Below are 22,401 nucleotides of genomic sequence, written 5' to 3' on the forward strand. Positions count from 1 at the left end.
ATAAAATACGGGTAACAATATGGTGAAAATCGGATTGATTCAAATGGCTTGCTCCGCCAATCCCGGTGAGAATCTGGAGCATGCGGTGGACAAGGTTGAGGAAGTGGCGCGAAACGGGGCGCAGGTCATCTGCCTGCCTGAGTTGTTTCGCTCCCAATATTTTTGTCAGCAGGAAGATGTGGCTCTGTTTGATTTGGCAGAATCCGTTCCTGGGTCTTCCACCGAGGCCTTTGCCAAAATAGCCAAATCCCATCGTGTCACGATTTTGGTGTCGTTGTTTGAGCGGAGGACGGCAGGGGTGTACCACAATTCCATTGCCGTGTTGGACGAGCAGGGAGAGGTAGCCGGACTGTATCGCAAGATGCATATTCCGGATGATCCAGCCTATTACGAGAAATTTTATTTCACTCCTGGGGATCGAGGGTTTCAGGCGCTGAGGACCACCCACGCAACGGTCGGGCCGTTGATCTGTTGGGATCAGTGGTATCCGGAGGCAGCGAGGATGACGGCCCTACAAGGAGCGGAGATATTATTTTACCCTACGGCCATCGGCTGGCATCCCAAAGAAAAAACTGAAGAAGGCCAGGCGCAACGTGAAGCCTGGATGACGATCCAACGCAGCCATGCCATTGCGAACGGCGTGTTTGTGGTGTCCGTAAATCGGGTCGGCCATGAGGCTCCTGCTGGCGGGGATGGTTTGGAATTTTGGGGCAGTTCGTTTGTCTGTGATCCTTTTGGGGTGGTGGTTGCGCAGGCCTCTGTTGAGAAAGAAGAAGGGCTGGTGGTGGATATTGATCTCAAGCGCATTGAAGAAGTTCGCCGCAATTGGCCTTTTCTTCGCGATCGTCGCATCGATGCGTATGGGGGGATCACGAAGCGATTTTTGGATGAGTCTCATTAATCCGGCCTTTGTACAAATTTGCGGCGTTGACCCTTACCCTAGCCTTATCTTTTCTTTGAGGCCGAGCTCTTCTAGGAAGAGGGAAGCGCTGTACCTTCCAAATGGGTAGCATATTTTCCAATCTTGCAATATTCCTCCTCCTTTTGGGGAAAGGATTGGGGTGAGGGTAGAGATGAAGAGGATTGCACCGAGATGGCGATCCATTGCGGCCAGGTTACGTGGGAATCAATCGGATGCTGAACAACGGCTCTGGGGTCGGATTCGAGATGGTCAGATTAAGGGATGGAAGTTCAGGCGGCAACATCCAATCGGTGGGAGTATTGTTGATTTCTGTTGTTTGGAAGGGATGCTGATTATTGAGCTGGACTGGGAGCAACATTCAGAACAGAAAACAGCTGATGAGGAGTGCATCAATTATTTGACGACGTTGGGTTTTCGGGTCCTTCGATTTTGCAATGATGATGTGCTAACGAAGACTGAAGATGTGGTGGAGGAGATTGTGAGAGTCATGGAAAATTCTAAGAACCTTCATTCTCCCCCTAGCCCCGTCATCTTTTCAGAGCCGAGCTCTGGCAGGGAGATGGAACTCGAGGATTCCCATACTCGAACTTTATCTAATCAAGAGAAAGTCTCCCATCCGGCGAGGGTATCTGAATTAGGGTTTCGGATGCCAGCAGAGTGGGAGCGACACGAGGCGACTTGGCTGGGATGGCCCCATAATACGAAAGATTGGCCCGGGAAAATGGGAGCGATCTCCTGGGTGTATGGGGAGATGGTTCGGAAGCTCTCCGGTGGAGAAATTGTTCGAATTCTCGTGAATGACAAAGCCCATGAATTGAAAGCCAGACGGGTATTGGACAAAGTTGGGGTTGATATGACCCGTATTCAATTTTTTCGTGTTCCGACCAATCGGGGGTGGGCGCGTGACTTTGGCCCAATTTTCGTGAAACGGGATCAGCCTGATTCGCAAGTGGCCATTGCCCGTTTTCGTTTTACGGCCTGGGCTAAGTATCCGGATTGGCATTTGGATGATCGTATCCCGGTTCGATTAGGCCGGAAACTTAAGATTCCTGTGGTCCCTGTTGAGCGAAATGGTGAAGGGGTGGTTTTGGAAGGTGGCGCCATCGATGTGAATGGCCAAGGAACGTTGTTGACGACGGAAGAATGTGTGTTGGATGAGCAGGTCCAGGTACGGAATCCCGGGTTTACCCGGCAGGATTATGAGGAAGTGTTTGGCACACATTTAGGCATTTCCCAGGTTCTCTGGTTAGGACAAGGCATTGCCGGTGACGATACGCATGGGCATGTGGATGATGTATGCCGGTTTGTGGATCCCTATACGGTGGTGCTGTGTCAGGAGTCCAATCACGCCGATGAAAACTATCGCCCCTTGGCTGAAAATGCCGAGCGATTAGAGGGTATGCGGGTGGAAGACGGGAGAAAGTTACTGGTGGTCCCCTTGCCGATGCCTGGGCCGCTCTATTTTGAAGGACGAAGGCTACCCGCCAGTTATGCCAATTTTTATATCGGGAATGCTGTCGTGTTGGTGCCGACCTTTAATGATCCGCAGGATCGGGTGGCCTTAGGGATTATGTCTGACCTGTTTCCTGATCGAACGGTGGTCGGTATTCATGCCGTGGATCTGGTCTGGGGATTTGGGACCATTCATTGCTTGACGCAACAACAGCCAGCCTCTGATTAATTATCGATCCTCATGGAGCATTCATGAATACCTCTTTCCCTGCGGCCGATCCTCTTGTTCTTCCTTCGCCTGTTCGAATCGGATGGATTGGTGCTGGAGTGATGGGCGCGCCAATGTGCGAACATCTCCTTCGTGCAGGGTATGCCTTGACGGTATATACCCGCACCCCTTCTAAAGCGCAGGTGTTGTTGGATCAAGGCGCCTGGTGGGGAGAGTCTCCGACCGCTGTAGCTTCGGAGGCCGATGTGGTTTGTACAATGGTGGGCTTTCCTCAGGATGTTCGTCGGATATATCTCCAAACAGATGGGCTGCTGCCCCAGGCCCGTCCTGGTCAGGTCTTCGTGGATTTCACCACTTCTGAGCCGACGTTGGCTCGTGAATTAGCCAGTGTGGCCGCTACAAAATCCGCATTCGCTCTGGATGCGCCGGTTTCCGGCGGTGACGTCGGGGCTAGAGGTGGCACGTTGTCCATTATGGTGGGTGGGGATTCAAGGGTATTTGAAGCGGTCAGACCGATCCTATCCGTGTTTGGAAGAACTCTGGTGTATCAAGGCCAGGCCGGATGCGGGCAGCATGCCAAACTCTGTAATCAAATAACGATTGCGGGCACGATGATCGGTGTGTGTGAAGCGTTATTGTATGCCCACAAAGCCGGGTTGGATGGCGAAACCTTGTTGCGTTCCATATCCAGTGGGGCTGCGGGATGCTGGACACTTGACCATCTGGCGCCACGGATATTGAAACGGGATTTTGAAGCCGGATTCTTCGTGGAGCATTTTATTAAGGATATGGGTATGGCGTTAGATGAGGCCAAACGAATGGGCTTACTTCTGACAGGGCTTTCACTGGTTCGAAAGCTCTATGTTGCGATTCAAACCAATGGTCACGGTCGTTCGGGGACGCATGCGTTGTTGTTGGCGCTGGAAGATTTATCTCCGACTTTTTTACCTGCAGATTCCTCTCCTCACGCTTTGTCAAAGTAGTGCCAATCCCGATCCGCCTTTCCTCAATGGTTTGTTCCTATGGATAGGGGCCACGCTCCCGTTCCGGATTAATGTTCGGTCGTTTCGAAAACAACGTATTAGCTTTTCTCGGCCAACGTCCCGAGAAATAAAATTGCTAACCCGAGTCTTTTCTTTTGTGTTCTATCTTCGTGATCTCTTTCCTTTGAACCTGCCTCACTGTAGTTGGTGAATTTTGTGGATTGGGACGTACGATTTTTTTCTAAAGGGTGGGCCTTTGATGTCATGTTGGTGGGGTGAGTCCTGTGGGTGTTGAGGGAGTGAATGGGGGAAGGCCTGGGCAGCTCTCGGGCGTGTCCTTCATTCAGGACGAATGCGACCGAGAGGGCCAGGCCGGTGAGGCCTAGGAGACGCCATGTTTTTGTGGTCGGTTGCTGACGGATCTGTTCCATTTTTGAGCCCTCCGTTCCGCCGCTGATGCGGTGAGACATCCTTGGGTGATGCTTCGCCCTGTATCGACATTATTGTTTGAAACTTGCGGGAAGGCTCAGTGGCGTTTCTTCCTTGACATTGCCGTGGATTGCGGGTGATTTCAGCGGGAACATGTTCTTTCGGGTTGGACGGAGGGAGTAATCGCTTTCTGACCGACAGGCAGGGATGGCTACAACGTCATCCAATTTTCCAGAGCAGAATCAAGGTCAATGCCGACTTGTTCTGGAGCAAGGACCCGCACAATTTCCGGCCGCGATTCATGAGAGGAGAGTACAGAGAAGTTGAACGGGATCGGTTCAGGCAAGGGTTGATGAATTGCGTCCTGGATAAGAAGGATCGTGGGTTGAAGCAGATTATCTCTGGAGTTCGCAGTGACGATTCCCCGTTCCCCGGTACTTAATTCCACCAGGGCATAGGTAGGATAGATTCCAATAAGATTAATGAATGTCGCCACTAATGCGCCATCTAATAGCCCTTTCTTGCCTTGTTGATACAACGATTGGAGAGCGATTCTGACCGGGAGGGGATTTCCTGTGTGATGACCGGTTAACAATTCATCATATTCGTCGACAATACGAAGGATTCGGCTGGATGGTTGAATTTTGGCTGGATCGCTATTCGCAGGATATCCCGTGCCATCCAGGGCAATATGATGTTCACGGATTAACGTATCAACCTCGTCCGAAAGACTTGACTGCTGGGACAGCATCTCAACACCCCGATGGGGATGTTTATGGTACATGACTAATTCTGCGTCAGATAACTGGTTGAGCGGTCGGTGAAGGACTTGCGGAATGTTCAAGAGCCCTGCGTCATGGAGAAGGCCTGCGCTTGCCAGGTGTTGTAACGCTGTATTGTCCAACCCCACAGCTCGTCCCAATAAAACGGCTAATGTACTGACCGCGAGTGCGTGATCGAATAAGGCCGGAGAAAAGTCCCTGGTCCGAATCATTGCGATGCAGGCTTCTTCATGTCGGAGGGATTCGGCCATGACGGATTCAGTGATCTGATGAACTTGTTCCATGGCGAGCCGTCCGGTTTTCTGCAGTGTGTGGAGGATATCCTGGATGCCTTCAAGCATATACATCCGCACCATCTTCATCGTAGTGAGTTCACCGGATAGTGATTTTCCCTGCACAGAGGGTGAAAGCTGGTCAACCCGTGTGACTGCGGGGGGGCGGGAGGAATCAAGGATAGGTGAATTCGGGGGGGATGAGACGTCATCAGGGGTGGGTGGCGGTTCAGAGTCTGCCACTATGTCAAGCCCACGATCAGTATCAATGGCGATTTCTTGAATGCCGGCCTGTTTTAATTTGGCAATATCGCTGGAAGATTTGATGAGAAACCGGTGCAGGAGGAATGGGGTTTTTATCCATGAGCGGTCGATTCCACAGAGGTACATTCCCACTTGAGCGGAAGTCGTTGGAATTCGTTTGATGGCCATATGTATACCGATGAGGGGTTCTTAGGAAGGAAATTTCATTTCTTCATTGTGGGGAATGCCTGGTGTCCTCATCGGCGTCCTTTTGCCCGTTCTTAACCTCATCCTCAGTAGTGAACACGTGGTGGGAGTGAAGGGCTTGTTATGTCTAAGGATGTGTTGTGATAGGGGAGATGTTTCTGTTGGGCAATGACAGAAAATTCTGTGAATTGATAAGGCCCAGGGATCATCAGAGCCAGCAAAACATAGTGCCTGACCTCATGAAATTTAAGTGTTCTCCTTGCCAGGCCGAAAAGGGGAAGACAGCTTTCATGGGAGATGGCGATGGGTGGATGTCGAGCATCATTTCACGGGGGTTCTTCAGATTCCTTCTCTGCTGGGCCTGACACTCAACGAGATGTCGTTTCGACATCTTGGTCTTTCCTCATATGTGGCCTCTTCTTCGTGTTTTTGTCATGGGGATTTCCTCCCCTCGGCCATGCTGCTTCTGAATCGAGTCCACCAATCAAACATGTTCGAACCGTGATTCCCATTCTTGGGACCACGATGAATGCACAATCTGAACAGGTTGGCATTGTTGCGGAAATTCAATTGGAATTTCTTCAGAGACGGGATCACAAAGGTTTGGATCTTCAATTTCTTTCCAGGCCAGGGAAGTTTTCACCCTATGCCCAGCAATCGGTCAAAGACGCTTTAGTTCTGGTGGTGGAAGCAGCCGGGCTGAACCCTGATTCATGGACGGTCAAGTTTATTTTGCCCTATCCGGGAGTCACGTTGTACGGGGAAAGTTTATCGGCTATGGCGGCCCTGAATGTCGTTGCTCTTGCTAAAAATGAGCCCGTGGATGAGGAGACGGTTTTGACGGGCACCGTCACGGCGGATGGACATGTGGGAACTGTGGGAGGAGTCCCCTTAAAGATTTTGGCCGCGTATGAACAACGGTATCGACGGGTGCTTATTCCAGAGGAACCGGACGTCGCGGATGATGATTGGGAAACCCCGTTTCTGATGGAAGTGACACCGGTGGGATCCATCAAACACGCCTATCTCGCGTTGACCCATCGGCCTCTTCGAAGCCATCTTAATGACCAGTCTTTTGCTGTCAGCCTAACCCACTAACTTCACTCCTATTGAACATTCCGTCCTGTGTACAGTGATCTCTGTGAGGGAGGAGATTTCCCATGTGTGGTGGATGAAAGGGGTTTTTGCCTTCCGCTTGCTTGTTTAGTTCGAATATTTCTATGGTAGAAAAAAGGGAAAGGAGCAATTTCTGGCTTGGGCCTTTCTCTTTTGCAGGTTTTTGTGCTGAAGGAAATATCTAGGGGTAATTTTCTATGATCCGACCATGTTTTGCGGTTGATATTGATAATGTCTTAGGCCGGGCTGAGCCTGAAGTGCAGCGTTTATTTCAGGAATTGACGGGAAGGTTATGGCCTGTGGGTCTGTATGGCAGTGCCGGTGGATTAGATGCTAGCCAATTAGCGCCTGAGCTCCTTGAAGAGATTTTCTGCCGGTTCCACCAGGAGTCTATCCCACGGCTACCTTTGTTTCCCGGAGCAAAACAGGCCTTGACCCTCATTCATCGTCGCTATCGGGTTATCATCGTGACAGCCCGGCGTCCGTATTCACGACCACAGACTCTTCGTTGGTTAGAAAGGCATGGTCTCCCTTTTGATGCGTTGTACCACACTGAGGAAAAAACCGACATTCCCGAAACGATTACAGCCGCGATTGACGATCATCCTCACCATATTCAGGCCTATCGAGCCCTCGATAGACAAGTCTTTGTCATGGATCAACCCTGGAATCGTGCTATTCCTCACGCTGATGTTATTCGGGTGAGTGGTTGGGATGCTCTGTTGCAGTGGTTGCATGTCCGACATCTTCCTAGTTGGCCCAAACATATCCCGGAGTCTCCTGCTTTTCGACAGTTATTCTCGGTTCATCTCAATGGTTGTTCTTTGACGGCGGCCGGTGTTTCGACGGGAATCTCACAGCCATAAGCGTGCGAGGGTTGGGGGGCAGGAAAGTATTTAATGGAAATTGCCGATAGAGGTTAGAGGACTTTGCTGTTGAGAAGCGGTTTGGCCCCGCACAGATTGTGATCTTCTGTTTAGCTAACTCGAGAAAACTAATGATGACTCTTCCTATCCACACGGTCTTGCTTGTTGATGATAATCCCGATGACTGTGAAATTGTCAAAGAGGCGTGGGACGAGATCCCGGTAGGACAGGAATTGCGGTGCGTGAATGATGGCACCGAATTGCTGGATTATTTGTATTGCCGTGGTCAATTTTCGAGGAGAGAATACGCCCCACGTCCCAGTGTGATTCTCCTGGATTTGAATATGCCTCACATGACCGGAGGGGAGGCTCTCATCGAAATCAAGAAGGATCCATCGTTTGCATCTATACCAATTGTGGTGTTGACCACATCAAAAGCTCCAAGGGATATCTGTCATACCGCCGGGATGGGGGTAAACGGATACATACAAAAACCCAATTCTTATACCGGATATCTCCGGATGTTTACTAATTTGAGAACGCATTGGGCGGAAATTCTTGCACAACCGTTGGCTGGAAGTGGCGGGGATTCCTCTACCAATGTTGCCTGGTGTTAAAAGTCGGTGCCTTGGGGGATCTGCCATTCTTCCAGGCAAATTTTGGTGCCTGTTCTTTCTTCTCGCCTCGTTTCTTGTAACCGCTCCTGCTCTATATTGGTTTTTCCTGTCCCTGGTGAAGGTTAGGTATGCGGAATTCAATTAGGTTTCTTCATAATTGACCGATTTCTCCTCTTTTTCGTAACGTGCATTCTTCGCTTCCAGTGGTCCTGCTTTTTAATACTTCCCATCCTAATTTGGGCTTGGGAATGTTAGCTCTGTCCTGATAATCGGCTTCTGCTCCTCCCCCTTAAGTTCTCTCTTCAACAACCGACACTATCCTATAGTGACTAACGAGTAGTGATAAGGGGAGATACACCTGTGCAATCATCCTTTCAGGGATCCTCTGATCATTCCTTGCGTTTGAAAACCTTGGGGACAATGGGAAACGCTATGAAAACACATTCTATTTTGACGGGCGCAGTTATGATGATGGGAACAACATTGCTGACGACAAGTTTTGCCTATGAGGCCTCTGAATATTTGGTGTTGACCCGTCACCGGGATTCGAATGGTCATTTGCTGGCGGGACCAACCCACCACCAATCGCAACCTTCCGTGATTCAAAAAACGGTGGTTCCTGCCCAACCTCAGACGTTTGAACGGCGAAGTACCGAGTGGGGAATGAATGCTCAGGAGGTCAAGCTGAATGAACCGGTGCAACCGGTTTGGGAACTCCAATCTCCGGTATTGGAGCCCTACGAGCAGCGGGTAGGGTATCGTCGTCAAATCGAAGGAATTGATGCGTCGTTAACCTACACGTTTTATGAAGACCAACTTGCTCAGGCAAACTATTTATTTGAACCCAAACATGATGATGCGGCGGACTATGTGAACGATTTTCATACGGTCCAAAATTGGATAACCCAGTCCTATGGTATGCCGACGTCGGTTCAGGAAATCTGGTTGGATACGTTGTACCAATATGATCAAAGTCTCTGGGGACAAGCCCTGCTTCGTGGCCATTTAAAGATGGTGGCGGAATGGCGGAACGATACCACAAATATTACGCTTCTGTTAGACGGAGGAGAGGATACGATAGGGTTAATGGCTGATTTTGATAGCGTGACAGTCATCGCTCCCCCCTCAATGGAAGCCAAGGTAATTGAGGAAATTCCTCCTGTGGAAGAGACTTTAATTGAAAAAATCTCTATCAGCGAAGAGCATTCAATGGAAGCCCCGTCTGGGGAAGAGATGCCAACTGAACCCATATCCCAGGAAAATCAACCGGACACAAAGTTGTAAATTCACTGCCCAGTTTTCAGCTAAGTTGAAATACTCGTGTATTGTGGGAGGAGGCCATGCCTCCTCCTTTTTTTTATTCTAAAATTTTCAACTGTTGAATCGGGTTGCCGCCCAATGAAGTTCGTGGGTGGATTCAATTTCTAGAAATTATGGGATGCTTGAATGCCTGGGCCTCTTTGGAAAACCAGTGGCGAGAGAGAGTCTGTGGCTTGGGGAGAGGATTTTACCAATATCCAAAAGGGTAATAGGGATAAAACCGGCCATATCCTCCCCAGTACGGAAAGGCATAGGGATAGAACAAGGGTTGAGGATAGGGTCCATACCGGGTGTAATCAGGCGGATAGGCTGGCCAAACTTTGAAATGTTTAATTATGAGAGTGGGATAGGTGTATATGGTTTCATCGAGACTCTGTTGGACGGAGCCGGACAGTTCTCCAACCAGGGTGAGCCGGCTTCCAGGAGGGACTGTGGCAGGATCTAGAAATTCTTCCTGTTCGGCAATAAATCGTCCTTGGGATTGCGTAAGCTCGGTTGTGGGTTCCTGTTCATCGATGAGGGGTAATTGAAGGATCGTGAGTTTGGTTGAATCTTTTAATCGTTTTGCCGACAGGACTTGCCCTCCAAGTATGATTAGTTTTCCCTTGAAGTTGTCAGGGTCCTCTTTGATGCGCGGGAACAGTAATTGGGGGTCGATTTGTTCCGCCAGATCTAGAGGAAGGGTGCTTCTGTAGGGGCTAGAGCATCCTGTGGTACAAAGCACGGTGAGGAATAAAAGGAAAACCAGTTTATGGGGAAAAAATACAGGTGAGAGATTAATGGCGCTCGAGTAAGTCATCTTGCTCCTTCATCAATAATTACAGCATATTCCTCCATCGTTGAGAGATGCAAATACAGCAGATTCATCTGATGATATGGTTGACCCGAGAGTCTTTTTTAGTAACAGGTCTGGCTCCCTTTCTCCAAGATGGGACCTCAGATCGCCTCCCGTTCAGGTTATCCACCCCGGCCCAATTGCTCAATCTTGGCTCTGCCCTGCTTTTTTATGAGACCGTTCGTCGGGATTTCTGAGGTATCGCTACGAATCTGGGAGCTAGTTATGGGTAGGCAATTGTCATGGACTCCTAAAGGCAGCGGGAAATGATCAAATTCCCCGAGGATCGAAAAAGGCACTTATCTTGAGAAGATAATGAGGATATGGGAAGAATTAAATTTTGGGTCAGTCAATCCGGATGAAGCATGGATTCGGCTTTACCTAAAAGCTGAATAATTTGTGTTTCTCATTTTCCGTCGTGAGTCGTGTTCAGCAGTCAAGGCTTCTTTTTTGGTGTGGAAAACGTGATTTCCGTCGCAACCCAATCTCGGTTTTCAGGGACGCCCTTTTTTGAAACCTCGGCCACCAGTCGGTCCCCAACCTGCGGCCGGGCGTTTTCGACATGAATACCATTTTGTTGAAACGTAATTTGAGGATGAAAGGCGAGAGTGAGGGATTCCCCTTTTGGAGTTGTGACCACCACATGGTCATTTCCCAATTCAGTGACGGTTCCCATTACATGAGGAGCATCGCCATGGGCCCAGGCGGGGATGGTCAGAAAAATGGAGCACAAAGCGGCTAGAATACTGAAATATTTCATGATAGTGACTCCTTGGATGATAAAATCAATGTTGGTGCTCTTGGGGAAAGACATCTTCTCCTGATAAGAATTGATCAATGGCTTCTTGTTGCTCGCGTTCTTCACGGGTAAGAGGATTATATTGTTTCATCTCCGCAATTTCTTCAGGAGTGATATTGGGGAAATGTCGAACGAGATGAACTAATTTCCAACTATCGAAATCTTCTTCCGGCAGACCTTTCCCCCAGGCCGGCATTCCGGTAAATCGAATGCCGTAATGGATGACATAAAACAATTCTCCATCAGCCATGGCTTGAATAGCTGGGGCTCTGAGGTCCGGAACAGGAGGATAGAAATTCGGACCCATATGGGTTTTCCCACTTCCATCATTGGCGTGGCAGGTGGCGCAGTGATCGGCAAAATGGTGCCGGGCTTGTGCAAGATTTTCAGGAGAAAAAGGGACGGGGTTTGACATTTTGAGAAAGTGGCTCGGCGTTGCCAAATGTCGGATAAACCTGGCAGCTTTCACTTCCCACTCGGGCGGAGTGGCTTTCGCGGAGAAAGTACCCGGCAACAACCAGAGCGCAGCCAAGGTGGACCCGACCAACAGGAGAAGAATGATAATAAAAAAGATTTTGATTCGTCTCAACATAATTGGTCAGCTTTTTATAGTGTACCTGTTCGGGGATTTTCTTCACAAGTCAAATGAACGTTCATCATCAGTGGGTCATTTTTTCTGTTTGGGGAAAGAAGTGAAATTGGGTAGTATGGGTAAATGCATTCAGTAATTTCGGCTCCAAACGATGTAATTTTATCTCTTCTGATAGAGCCGATGGTCTCAATGTGATGGCTATGACTTCTTCCCAGTTAGTCGCATCGCTTCAGGACCCGAAATGTTATTCACACCCTGTGAGTCAGGTCACGGTGGTGGAAACGCATATTTCGTGGGTGTTGTTAACCGGTCGGTATGTCTACAAAATTAAAAAGCCGGTGTTGTTTTCGTTTGTTGATTTTTCGACGATTGAAAAACGGAGATGGTTTTGTGAAGAAGAGGTTCGTCTCAACAAACGGTTAGCCCCAGAGCTATATCTGGGGGTGGTCTCCATCACCGGGTCCCCATCAGATCCTCACATGGATGGGGACGGAAGCCCTTTTGAATGGGCCGTCAAAATGAAACAATTTCCTCCCGATCAGGAGTTTCACCATCTCCTTGAGACGGGCAACCTGCATGAATCTGTGGTCGGTCAACTGGCCAGAGATATTGGAACATTTCATGGCCGGATTGAATCTGCAGGAGATCCCCTTTCCTATGGAGAGCCGGATAGGGTATGGGGACCTATAGCTGAGTGCTTTGAGGACATTCCTCTGGCGGCCCTCCCTGCGCGGATTCAATTCTATTTGAAGGATATCGAGGAATGGACAAATCAGGAATGGAAACGATTGAAGACAAAACTCAGAGACCGCAAATCTTCAGGGCAGATTCGAGAATGTCATGGTGATCTTCATTTAGGAAATATTGCCCTATTTGAGGGCCGGATCTGTGTGTTTGATTCCTTGGAATTTAAACCAGGGTTGCGTTGGATTGATGTCATCAGTGAGGTTGCGTTTATGGTCATGGATTTAGAGAGCAGGGACCGAGGGGATTTGGCCTATTGGTTTTTGAACTGTTATCTGGAAGTGACGGGTGACTATGCCGGGATGAGTGTATTCCGACTGTATGAGGTTTATCGGGCACTGGTTCGAGCTAAAGTGGCTGGCTTGCGTCTAGCTCAGGTCGAACCAGGAGGCCCGGTACAGGAGGATATTCTAAAAGAAATAATCCGATACGTGGAGTTGGCACATCGATTGGTGATGCCTGCTCCTCCCCTGTTGATGCTGATGCACGGAGTATCCGGGACTGGGAAGACGACGGTCTCGAATGAAGTGGTGAAAGCTTTGGGTGCCGTGCGCGTACGATCCGATGTGGAACGGAAGCGGATTCATGCCAAACAATGTAAATTCGCCGCTGGTCAGGAAACATCAAAGAGGTTGTACGCGTCAGATATGACTCGTGTAACCTATGATCGGTTATGGGATCTTGCAAATACGATGTTACAGGCGGGCTATTCTGTGGTTGTGGATGCTACATTTCTTGAGGGCGCACAAAGACAATCATTCTTCCGGCTCGCTCATGAGCGTCATGTGTCTATTGTCATTTTGGATGTCTGTGCGCCAGAGGAAGCGTTGGCGGAGCGAATAGCAAGTCGGGCCAAACAAAAGTCCGATGCCTCTGACGCAACGATTGGAGTCATGGAGCAGCAAAAGGCCAACGAGGAGCCGTTAACCGAGCTTGAACATGACATGACCATTCGCGTGGATTCGACCGATTTGGAAACGTTCAGATCTACAATAAGGAGCCTTTTTGAACAGCGAAAAAATAGTGCAAATTAAAGCCAAAATAGGAAATAAGCGAAAGTGATTCGATGGTCTGGTCCTGGCGTGGTATTCTCGCGCTGTAGGAAATTTGAGCAACGTGTGTATAGATTTGAGATGGTAGGCAGTCCTCAATTTTGGAAATGCATCAGGAAGATCAGGAAGGTTAGGCTTCTCTATCAACCCTAATTGATCTTAACGATGGAAGATATGTGAAGAACGACTGTGAAGGGTGTGTTGGCTCCGTCTAATTGCTTCACAAGTCTTATGACAGATTGCGGTTTATTCAATCTAAAAGTATATGGTGCGGGAGAATGTTCCTGAACAAACTTTTGATGTCATAGGTCAAAAAATCGCTTGGCTAAACAAGGTCACGCTATTCCCCACGGTGCCTGCCCCCCATCCAAATTGCGTAGCTAATGCCCCGAGAGGGGTTATCGGGTCATGTTCATAATAGACCTTTAACACGGTAAATTGTTGTACTGTTGCACCGGTACCGGGAACATACACCAAATAGTCGTAAAGGTTTTGCGGTAAATCACAATTCGGAAGCGCTGGAGCCGCTACACCCGAGCCGTTTAAGCCTCCCTCTTCAACAACTGCACAGGTGGGATTATTGTTCGCGACGGTCCCCGCAGTGATTTGGGCTAAGTAAATATGGTATTTGGATGGATGGTGTTTAAAATCCAGTGCATTGTCGGTGGAGCCGAGTAGGTCCATCATGTTTTGGTTGGTCGTCAGGTTTCGCGAGGCTAAGCTTGCGCCTTCTCTCGCTAGCTGTGTGAGGGCATTGCGTTCATTGATGATGCTTCCGTATTCAACGATGCCAAATGCGACGAAGAGGAAAATCATGAGAGAAAAGGCGAGTTCGATGGAAGCGGTTCCCCGTTCATTTCGTCCCGGCTGTAACAAGGATGGGATCATGAGCCGCCTCCTAAGATGAAATTTTCATTGCGGTAGGTCCCCTCGGACGAAATGACAATGGAATCTCCCGGTCCAAATAACCCACCAATCAATTGTGTGAAAAACTGATGGGTGAAATTCACCCGGACTCGCATAAAGGCTCCGGCACCCCCGGCGCTTGCCGTTGCCACAACTGCCGGATCATCAGGATCGGTCCAATCGGCATCGACGGGGAAAATGAAAATATCTGACGGGTCGATATCCATGACTGCAGAGGCGCTCTGTTGAATCGCTTGTTTGATTGAATTTTCACGGGATAAGGCATTCCCATTGCCATCGACTGAAGTCGCGCCAACGGTTCCAATACGAATGCCCTCTCGTACTGCAGAAGTGAGGGTATTCTGATGCACAAAAAACCAACCCATTTCCGCTACGGCGAAGAGAGCGGTGAGAAACACCAGCATGGTCGCTCCCAATTCCACGGCTGAGATTCCCGATTCGGTTTGGCATGGAGACATCAGTTTTCGTAACGACCTGACCAAGCTGTTCATTGTGGAGCCTTCCTGCATGTGGATGTATCATTCAGGGCCCGCGTGTTGTGTCTGCAAACGTGTGGCATCGTGGTTGCCTAACTAATGAGAACAAGTTTGAGGATATTAGCAATTTGTTGGAAAATCCCCTCAAGTTCGGATGAATCAGGAGTGTAGTAGACAAATTTCGGCCCACTGGAGAGAGCACTCAAGAAGTTTTGGTCTATATTTCCCAAGCCGATGGTATAAATTTCAATTCCGTTGTTTTTGATGCTTTGTGCATTGTCTATGGCCATTTGACGAACCAGGTAGTTCACATAGTCTCCCAAGGGAGTGGGATTGGTTATAGCGCATTGTTCAGGGTTCATCCCGTAAGTTGGGCCGAAGCTATTCAGTCCATATGAGCTATCTTGGAAAATGTACCATTTGACCGAATAATGTAACTGGCCACTAAAGTTTTTTTGGGAACAAGCCGTCCCCGATTTTTTCCCATCTCCGGTATAAGTGATTTTAATTGAATTCTCATAGGATGCCTGTGGCTCGGGATATCCCATAGAACCATAAACATTCACATAGCCTCCATCCAAGGCCGCCACTCCATCATAATTTACTCCTTCATGCTTAAATTGGCCACGGAAGGCTGATGGATTTCCATCCGAGAAAAAAATGACAACTTGTTTGGTGCGTTCATTCGCGGGAACGCCGGATTGATCGGACCAGGGAAGGGTCAGGGCTTGGGCCAACGCATCTTCGGCATTGGTTCCCCCACCGGCACTCAATCCATTGATAGCTGAAGTCATGGGGGAGACGTATCCATGGTCCATAGGAAATGGTTTTTGGACCCCTGTGGCAAAGGTCAACAAGGCGAATCTATTATCAGCTTCTTGGTCGGTAAAATTTTCTACAAAGCTCTTGGCCCCGTCTTTTAAATCGCTGATGGGGCTGCCTCCCATCGACCCCGACACGTCCAGAACTAAGGCGATTTCTGCATTACGAAGTTTAGCTGACCCGTCTGCTGCGATAGCGGTCGTGCTATGGTTTCCCCCAACCACTCTCGAGAGTGAATTGATGGAATTCGTGGTGCCTTGCACGGTAATTTTCCCATTTCCGTTGTCGGATACCACGAACGTTGGCGTGTCTGTCCCTAACAGTCCTGGAGGAAAGTTGGCTTGAGCCACTTGTTCGACAAACCCGTGTAGGTCCGTAATATTTGGATTGTTTACATTCTTGGCTCCGGCAAAGGCAGCCCCATCTATCGCTTTACTCATTTCTCCCTGGATGGCGTACCACCGTCCGACTTCAATCCCCAGGGCGGCAAATCCGAACAAGGCCACAACAGCGATGCCGGTAATCAGGATGTAGGCGCCGCATTGGTTTCGTAACGGACTCTGTATCCCTTTGTTTGAATTGCGTCCCATTTTCCCTGTCTCCCTGGATAAAAGGATCAATAACCTCGCAAACCTCACAGCAATTAATCATTTCTCATTGATTCAACGCGGAGGTTCTTTGGTAGGAGAATATCGACTGAATCTTGAAAAACTTGCCGATTGGAAATACTGTCCAAATGGCTAGTTTTTCACATTTTGTGTCTAGTTGTGCTTGGAAGAGAGTGCTTTTCGAAAATTGGCAACAGGTCTTTTGGACAAAAACGTTATTTTCCTGTCCCTTGTTCAAGGCCAATTGTGGTCATCGGTTTTCGAGAGGTATCGGATCAGATTGAGGAGATGAGACAGCTTTGAATGAGCCTTGAGGATTTGTAAGTGTCAACGAGCGAAGCCCGTGAGCCTAAGGAGGAAGAATATGGGAAGACGAAGATAATGGAGTGGATAGCAGGCTGTTCGGCAGGAGAGGTCCTAAAGAAGAATTCGAGGAATTTTTTGAACGTAGAGGGACAATCTATTGCTCAAGTTGGTTAAGTAATTGTTGGATTCGGGTGTCCGTTCCGCCAAGATCAAGGTATTTCCGATAATGGCTTCGTGCTTGAGAAAGATCCTTCTTGTGGAATTCGTAAAAGGCGCCAAGATTGAAATGGCCCTCCAGGGAATTCGGTTGCAAGGCGATTCCCGTGTGGTACGCATGTTCTGCTTCCACGAACTGATGGTTTCCTGCGAAGAGGACTCCAAGATTGAGAAAGGCCTCGGCATCCTGAGGCCTGAGTTCACTGACGCGTCGGAAATGCTCGATGGCTTTTGGTAGGTTGCCTTGTTGTTGGTAAAGAAATCCAAGATTGTAGTGGGCTTCCGATTGTTCCGGATTGAGTTGAATGACTTGTTGGTAAGCATTTAAGGCCAATGAGGGTTGATTTTGCCGCTCCGCAATCCGGCCGAGCAATAACCATCCGTCTGTCTGGTTTGGGTGGTGTTCTGTTAATTGGGTAAGGAGGACCTGTGCTTGGTCGTAATCTTGAGCTTGCATAAACCGGGTAGCCAGATGATACAACGCTTCTTCCTGGTAGGGTTGTTGAGTGAGAACTGCCTGGTATTCCTGAATAGCCTGATTCGTGAGTGCCTGCTTATCCAGGAGTTTTGCGAGGGTGAGCCGAGCCTCCCAAAAACGTGGATAGACAGCGAGTGCCTGCTGAACGGCTTTTTGAGCTTCTTCCATATGGTCTTGCTTGATAAAGAGTAACGCCAAGTCATACTGCGCTTGAGCTAAATTCGGGTTAAGGCGGATGGCCTCTTGGATGGCGGAAATCGCCTGTTCAGGCTGCTGGGTGAGTTGAAATATCACCAGACCATACAAATGATGGGCTTCGGGAAAACCTGGGAATTCCTGGATGGCCTGTTCGAGTAATGTTTGGGCGGTTTTGAAATTCTGCTTTTCAATGGCTGCAACGGCGTCTCGATAAAAATTTCCGGCCTGGTGCCCGAACGCTGGCAAGGGCCAGAGGAATATAAGGCATAGGAACATTCTCTGCCACAATATGCTGTGTGAGTTAGCGTGAGAGAGAATGCCATGACTCGGATTGCGCATGAGGATCTTCTTTCAGTCGAAGTGGTTTCAATCGGGAAGATTCAGAAAAATTAAGATTAAAAATTGTATCGTATTGCCTGCGGATTTGCCAGAATGTGAATCAGGGGGATGGAAAAAGTAAGCCTCAAAGTCAGGGGGTATTGTCCTCCTGACAGATAGTTCGAACCGGGGAAATTTCTTCTATTAGTGTGCGACCACCCTCTGTCACTCACGCAGATAAGCCCTGCCTTCATGATGAAAGGCAGGGCTTATCTGCTGTATCAGTTGCGGGCCCTCGGGACTTATCGGATAACCAGTAATTGCCCGGAAAGGCCACCCTTGTCTGCTGGATTGCCATAGATTAATAAATTATTGGCGGTGACATAGGTCAGATCGCTCGTTGGGATGCCGATATACTTTGTTTCTCCTGGTTTTAAAACCAGGGTGGTGTTTAAGGATGTTGGTCCGGCCATTGCCGAGTCAGCTGAAAGATGAAACGTATAGTCTGTAGACAGTGTATTGGTCACTTGAAATAATACCGGTCGTCCGGCTCGTCCGCCCGTTCCACCTGCGACAAGGCTAAGAATAGCTGTTGGGGGGTACCACGCATTTTTCCCGGAAATTTGCATCGCCGTAAATGCGAGATCTACATCAAGACGCTTAAAGGGTTGTCCTGTCACAGAACCTGTTTCGAGATCACCGATTTCAACGCCACCCGATTGAAGCGCAAACACGGGTGATCCGACACACAAAAGACCGAACAAAAGAAACCCTGAAAAGATAACAGAGCCACGCATCATAAATCCTCCTTTGGAAACCATATAGTGATTGAACATCACGTCTGTAGATTCATGTATCGGCATGTATCTCATGCTTTTGTTTCCAGGTTTCAGGTTCCGTGAAGACCGGGATGAAAAGCGGAGGTAGGCGATACCAGGCCCCATCCCGATCGTTCTCCACAGAAGGAAGAAGGTTTTTCTAGGGGGTCAGGGTTCCCTTTCGCACCTTCCATCCAAAAGAGCAACACAATTTAACCTTCGTCAGGGTTTTCTTTTAGGTCAGGTTGTAACAAAAGCACAATAAAGGGCTATCTGACTTGGGCAGAGTATAGGACTAGCCATAAAAATCGTCTACAGACGGTTGCTCATGTATGCAACACATTTTCCATTGCATTCTATGAAGTGTCAGAAAATCTTATGTGTGGTTAATGATACATGTGCCAGAGCGACGCAGTTATGAATAAGGAGTCCTTTTCGTACCAATCTAAAATTAGCTTGCAGTTGACATAGTTTGTCGGGTAAGGAACCTTAAATGGGAAGTTTATGTAAGGGGCATAAAGGATGATGGCAAACATGTTGGTAGAAGATAGTACGGGGTGTACCGTCCGGAAAATGCTGTTTGCATAGTGGTAACTTATAAATCAAAGGAGGGAAGGAATGATCAGTAAAGTTTCTACACTCATTCGAATGGTGGGTTGTGTTGGAGTGCTGGGCTTTTTGGCAATTCCGGCTGTCACATTGGCGGAAGCCGATAAACATTTGCATGAAGCGATTGGGCATGCCGGTGAGGCAAAAGCCCATGGAGAAATGGGACATGCCAGTGAAGCAACGAAGCATGCCGAGGAGGCCCTTTCGCATGCTGATGCGGCCAAGCAGGAAGGTGCCAATGCCCATGTCGATGAAGGCATCAGTCATCTCGGGGAGGCGGTGGATCATGGCAAACAGGGACACGGCGAAGTTGCGGGCGAGCATAGTCAGGAAGCTTTGAAGCATCTCCAACAGGGCCATTAAATCTCGATTAATTTCAGATGTGAAAAGGCGGGTCACTGAATAGGACCCGCCTCTTTTTGGTCGAAAATCAATGAGAAGGGTTGAGGTCAGGGATTCCTCATTCCATTCGATCATGTCTTCCATACAAATTGGCTGCAGGCTAATCGGGTTCCGATCGGCCAGGGGAGGGAGCACTCAGGCCTCCCTCACCAGGATCTACCCTCCGAAAACAACCATTGAATATTTAGAACACCCCTATTGTCACACCTCCGTAGAAGGAACGGCCATATCCGGCAAAGAACAGTTGTTTGTTGGCATCGGGTGTCGCGTCGGACACGACCTGACCGGACGCTGCGTAGGTCTTGTCCGCAATGTTGTTCACTTCGAAAAAGAACTTGGCAAACCGAAACCAATCATTGTTGAAGGTAAAGGTCTTGTGAAGATTGACGTTGAGAATCCAGTAGGAAGGAATTCCCACGGTATTGCCATTGTTCAGGAAATAGCTATTGTAATAATTAGACTCAAGCCAGGCTCCCCAATCATTTTTCGCATCATCATACATGACCTTCATGTTAAGGACATCCGAAGGGACGTTGGGGACGTCATTGCCGTCCTGTTTGACCTCGGTGGCCACGCCATTTACCAGATACCGGTCTGTGAAGTTGATGTACTTAGCATCAATGTGGGTATACGCAGCGTGAAATTGCCAACCGGGTATCGGTCTCCAATCTGCGGAGACCTCGACACCCCGATATTCCGAAGAGTCGGCATTGACGGAGGCCGTGTTCGTACCTGAAATGTTTTGCGAAATAATTTCATCGCGAAAGAAAATCCAGAATCCCACAAGTTGCATATTGAAGGTATTATGAAGCTGGGCTTCGTGGCCGAATTCCACGTTCACATTTTTTTGGGGCTTCAAGTCAAAATTGGATCCGGGAAGACCCGTGAGGGGATTGCGGGTCAAGTTGCTGAATTGCGGGATGCCATATCCGGTGGATCCCCTGATCCAATGCCGATAGCCTGCTCTGGGTTTCCACGTCAGAGACATTTCAGGAGCCCAATTGTAGTAGGTCTTGGTGGTGGAGGGACGGCTGGAGACCACCCCATTGGTGTAATTAATCGTCTGGATACTCACGATGGACTGTTCAAAACCCAGACCCGCGGCGACGGTCCAGTTCGGTATGAATGTCAGCTCTTCTCGGAACCGTCCTCCGATATTTCGAATGGTTCCCCGGTTATTCTGGATCAACGTGCCGCGCGTGCCTTGGCCGTCATCCAAATTTTGGAAGGTCTGCCCCTCCTGTTCCATATTATTGATGAAGAACCCGAGATAGCTGTTCAGCGGCATGCCTGAGATGTGGCCGGTATGGCGCAAATCGGTATAATGTTTCCAATTGGTATTCACATTATCGAAGATTTGATTGAAATACTGGTTGATATCTTTGACGTCATAATCCCCTTCTGTCGTCAAGATGAGGTTGGGTGTCAACTGCCGTTCATACATTAATCCGATAATGGTGCGGCGGTCGAGCCGAGATTGATCCCTTGCTTTCGTTCCAGATCCGGCCTGTCGATCGTTTGCGTTAAATTGACTCTTGGTAAGCCGGGTCGGCACCTTTGTATCCAGCCAGTTGGTGATGGCTTTGACGTACAGGCTCTGTTTTTCGTCAATGGTGAAGCGGAAATTCAAATTCAACGTCTGGGTGTTATATCCACTATGATCAATATACCCGTTTTCAGCGGCGTTACTGGCAAATAACGATACATCAAGATTTTTCCAGTGTTGGCCGAACGCGCCCGCCTGTTTGTTATATCCGTATGATCCTCCGGCAAAAAACCCCTCGACTCCATTGATGTCACTGCCCCGTCGGGTTTTAAAATGCACCATTCCACCTAGGGCATAATTGTCATACAGTGAGGAAGCCGCTCCACGGATCACTTCGGTCGATCTCATGAACCACGGGTCCTGGATATCGAGCCGTGACAATCCGTCCGACTGCGTTTGCTGAAAGCCATCTTCATAGACTTTGATATCCCGGATGGCGAAGGCCGTTTTGATTCCGGATCCTCGAATGGAAATACTGAAGTCTCTGGGTCCATTTGCCTGGCGGAGTACCACGCCGGGAAGAGATTCCATGGATTCTTTCATCGTTCGGGTCGGTTGGGATTCGGTTTCCGATTGAGGGGTGGAGGATAGTGTCAGGCCTTCGGGACGTTTTAAAATCCGGGTGCTGACAATACTCATCTCTTCGAGTGTCACCACTTCCTCTTCCTGGAGGGTCGTCTGTTTCTGGCGTTGTTCAACGGTTTGTTGGGAAGCAGGTATTTGATGTAATTCCCTAAGTTGTTCCCTGATTTCTTCTAGCCTGCTGTTGATGTGATCCAGTTCACCTTCCAACTCCTGTTGTTGCTGAAGAAGGGATTCTTGGGTCACCGTAGAAGGGTCGCTTGATGCAGCAACGGCTTGAGAGGAGACGCTGGAAATGGTTTGTACGGTGAAGAGTAGGACGAAGATTGGCCATGACCAATTCCACGAACAGACAGAAAGAAACTGTTTCACGAGGTAATCTCCTTACAAAAAAAGGTAAATAGAACACGCATGAGCCAACCGGCTATGCATGTGGCCAGCAACTAAGAATCAGGCTCACTGAAGGAATTTTCGGGTGAGACCCAGGTTAGGATTCATGAGTATGTGGAAGGAGGCGTGAATCTCCCGCAACCCACAACGGAGCCTTGAGAATCATTTAAGAGGAAAACAAGAAGAGGATGTGTGGAGGAGCCCTGGCAGATTTGCTCGGAAGAAAAGGGAGTAAGCCAGGCTGG

19 protein-coding genes are annotated in these 22,401 nt (G+C 48.8%); 9 read left to right on the top strand and 10 right to left on the bottom strand.

All coding sequences use genetic code 11. The annotated features are described in order from the left end of the window. The first annotated feature begins 19 nt into the window (after nucleotides 1–19). The 3 genes from ACTRXD_RS08235 (at nucleotide 20) to ACTRXD_RS08245 (ending at nucleotide 3,586) form a co-directional block, all read left to right on the top strand. Nucleotides 20–901: a carbon-nitrogen hydrolase gene (locus ACTRXD_RS08235; protein ID WP_442431347.1), complete on the top strand. Its 882-nt coding sequence runs from the start codon at nucleotides 20–22 to the stop codon at nucleotides 899–901. Nucleotides 902–1,073: 172 nt separating this feature from the next. Next, the gene (locus tag ACTRXD_RS08240) at nucleotides 1,074–2,603 is read left to right on the top strand and encodes an agmatine deiminase family protein (protein ID WP_442431348.1); all 1,530 of its coding nucleotides are present in this window, start codon (nucleotides 1,074–1,076) and stop codon (nucleotides 2,601–2,603) included. A 23-nt stretch (nucleotides 2,604–2,626) separates the two neighbouring features. Next, complete coding sequence (locus ACTRXD_RS08245; protein WP_442431349.1) at nucleotides 2,627–3,586, top strand: NAD(P)-dependent oxidoreductase; 960 nt, start codon at nucleotides 2,627–2,629, stop codon at nucleotides 3,584–3,586. 640 nt (nucleotides 3,587–4,226) lie between these two features. Here the strand turns inward: ACTRXD_RS08245 and ACTRXD_RS08250 are convergent. Continuing rightward, entirely contained in the window at nucleotides 4,227–5,501 is a 1,275-nt protein-coding gene (locus tag ACTRXD_RS08250; RefSeq protein ID WP_442431350.1) for an HD-GYP domain-containing protein, read from the bottom strand. 543 nt (nucleotides 5,502–6,044) lie between these two features. Between ACTRXD_RS08250 and ACTRXD_RS08255 the strand changes: the two genes are divergently transcribed. The 4 genes from ACTRXD_RS08255 (at nucleotide 6,045) to ACTRXD_RS08270 (ending at nucleotide 9,402) form a co-directional block, all read left to right on the top strand. Then, complete coding sequence (locus tag ACTRXD_RS08255; RefSeq protein WP_442431351.1) at nucleotides 6,045–6,617, top strand: S16 family serine protease; 573 nt, start codon at nucleotides 6,045–6,047, stop codon at nucleotides 6,615–6,617. A gap of 215 nt (nucleotides 6,618–6,832) precedes the next feature. Beyond that, nucleotides 6,833–7,501, top strand: a complete 669-nt coding sequence (locus ACTRXD_RS08260; protein WP_442431352.1) for a 5' nucleotidase, NT5C type — start codon at nucleotides 6,833–6,835, stop codon at nucleotides 7,499–7,501. Between the two features lie 131 nt (nucleotides 7,502–7,632). After that, nucleotides 7,633–8,118 carry a response regulator gene (locus tag ACTRXD_RS08265; RefSeq protein ID WP_442431353.1) on the top strand — a complete coding sequence of 162 codons (486 nt, stop codon included), beginning with the start codon at nucleotides 7,633–7,635 and terminating at the stop codon, nucleotides 8,116–8,118. A gap of 432 nt (nucleotides 8,119–8,550) precedes the next feature. Next, nucleotides 8,551–9,402 carry a hypothetical protein gene (locus tag ACTRXD_RS08270; protein WP_442431354.1) on the top strand — a complete coding sequence of 284 codons (852 nt, stop codon included), beginning with the start codon at nucleotides 8,551–8,553 and terminating at the stop codon, nucleotides 9,400–9,402. Nucleotides 9,403–9,625: 223 nt separating this feature from the next. Here ACTRXD_RS08270 and ACTRXD_RS08275 read toward each other — a convergent pair whose 3' ends face one another. The 3 genes from ACTRXD_RS08275 to ACTRXD_RS08285 form a co-directional block, all read right to left on the bottom strand. Then, a complete protein-coding gene (locus ACTRXD_RS08275; RefSeq protein ID WP_442431355.1) occupies nucleotides 9,626–10,237 on the bottom strand; it encodes a Slp family lipoprotein in 612 nt (203 codons plus the stop codon). 472 nt (nucleotides 10,238–10,709) lie between these two features. After that, the gene (locus ACTRXD_RS08280; RefSeq protein WP_442431356.1) at nucleotides 10,710–11,033 is read right to left on the bottom strand and encodes a hypothetical protein; all 324 of its coding nucleotides are present in this window, start codon (nucleotides 11,031–11,033) and stop codon (nucleotides 10,710–10,712) included. A gap of 25 nt (nucleotides 11,034–11,058) precedes the next feature. After that, nucleotides 11,059–11,664 (bottom strand): c-type cytochrome, encoded by a 606-nt coding sequence (locus tag ACTRXD_RS08285; RefSeq protein ID WP_442431357.1) that lies wholly within the window; start codon nucleotides 11,662–11,664, stop codon nucleotides 11,059–11,061. Nucleotides 11,665–11,864: 200 nt separating this feature from the next. Between ACTRXD_RS08285 and ACTRXD_RS08290 the strand changes: the two genes are divergently transcribed. Next, nucleotides 11,865–13,442, top strand: coding sequence for an AAA family ATPase (locus tag ACTRXD_RS08290; protein WP_442431358.1), 1,578 nt, complete (start codon nucleotides 11,865–11,867; stop codon nucleotides 13,440–13,442). 327 nt (nucleotides 13,443–13,769) lie between these two features. On the opposite strand, the gene ACTRXD_RS08295 is transcribed toward ACTRXD_RS08290, so the two are convergent. The 5 genes from ACTRXD_RS08295 to ACTRXD_RS08315 form a co-directional block, all read right to left on the bottom strand. After that, nucleotides 13,770–14,348 (bottom strand): TadE/TadG family type IV pilus assembly protein, encoded by a 579-nt coding sequence (locus ACTRXD_RS08295; RefSeq protein ID WP_442431359.1) that lies wholly within the window; start codon nucleotides 14,346–14,348, stop codon nucleotides 13,770–13,772. Beyond that, complete coding sequence (locus ACTRXD_RS08300; RefSeq protein ID WP_442431360.1) at nucleotides 14,345–14,878, bottom strand: TadE/TadG family type IV pilus assembly protein; 534 nt, start codon at nucleotides 14,876–14,878, stop codon at nucleotides 14,345–14,347. Before ACTRXD_RS08300 ends, ACTRXD_RS08295 begins: the two co-directional genes overlap by 4 nt. A gap of 77 nt (nucleotides 14,879–14,955) precedes the next feature. Then, nucleotides 14,956–16,275: a VWA domain-containing protein gene (locus ACTRXD_RS08305; RefSeq protein WP_442431361.1), complete on the bottom strand. Its 1,320-nt coding sequence runs from the start codon at nucleotides 16,273–16,275 to the stop codon at nucleotides 14,956–14,958. Nucleotides 16,276–16,753: 478 nt separating this feature from the next. After that, nucleotides 16,754–17,830, bottom strand: a complete 1,077-nt coding sequence (locus ACTRXD_RS08310; protein ID WP_442431362.1) for a tetratricopeptide repeat protein — start codon at nucleotides 17,828–17,830, stop codon at nucleotides 16,754–16,756. Between the two features lie 281 nt (nucleotides 17,831–18,111). Then, entirely contained in the window at nucleotides 18,112–18,609 is a 498-nt protein-coding gene (locus ACTRXD_RS08315) for a hypothetical protein (protein WP_442431363.1), read from the bottom strand. Between the two features lie 636 nt (nucleotides 18,610–19,245). Here ACTRXD_RS08315 and smbP point away from each other — a divergent pair. Beyond that, on the top strand, nucleotides 19,246–19,599 hold the full coding sequence (gene smbP / locus ACTRXD_RS08320) for a small metal-binding protein SmbP (RefSeq protein ID WP_442431364.1): 354 nt from the start codon (nucleotides 19,246–19,248) through the stop codon (nucleotides 19,597–19,599). A 223-nt stretch (nucleotides 19,600–19,822) separates the two neighbouring features. Here the strand turns inward: smbP and ACTRXD_RS08325 are convergent, their stop codons facing one another. Beyond that, nucleotides 19,823–22,138, bottom strand: coding sequence for a TonB-dependent receptor family protein (locus ACTRXD_RS08325; protein ID WP_442431365.1), 2,316 nt, complete (start codon nucleotides 22,136–22,138; stop codon nucleotides 19,823–19,825). Between the last annotated feature and the right edge of the window lie 263 nt (nucleotides 22,139–22,401).

The organism is Nitrospira sp. T9 (assembly GCF_052156535.1).
GTDB lineage: Bacteria > Nitrospirota > Nitrospiria > Nitrospirales > UBA8639 > Nitrospira_E.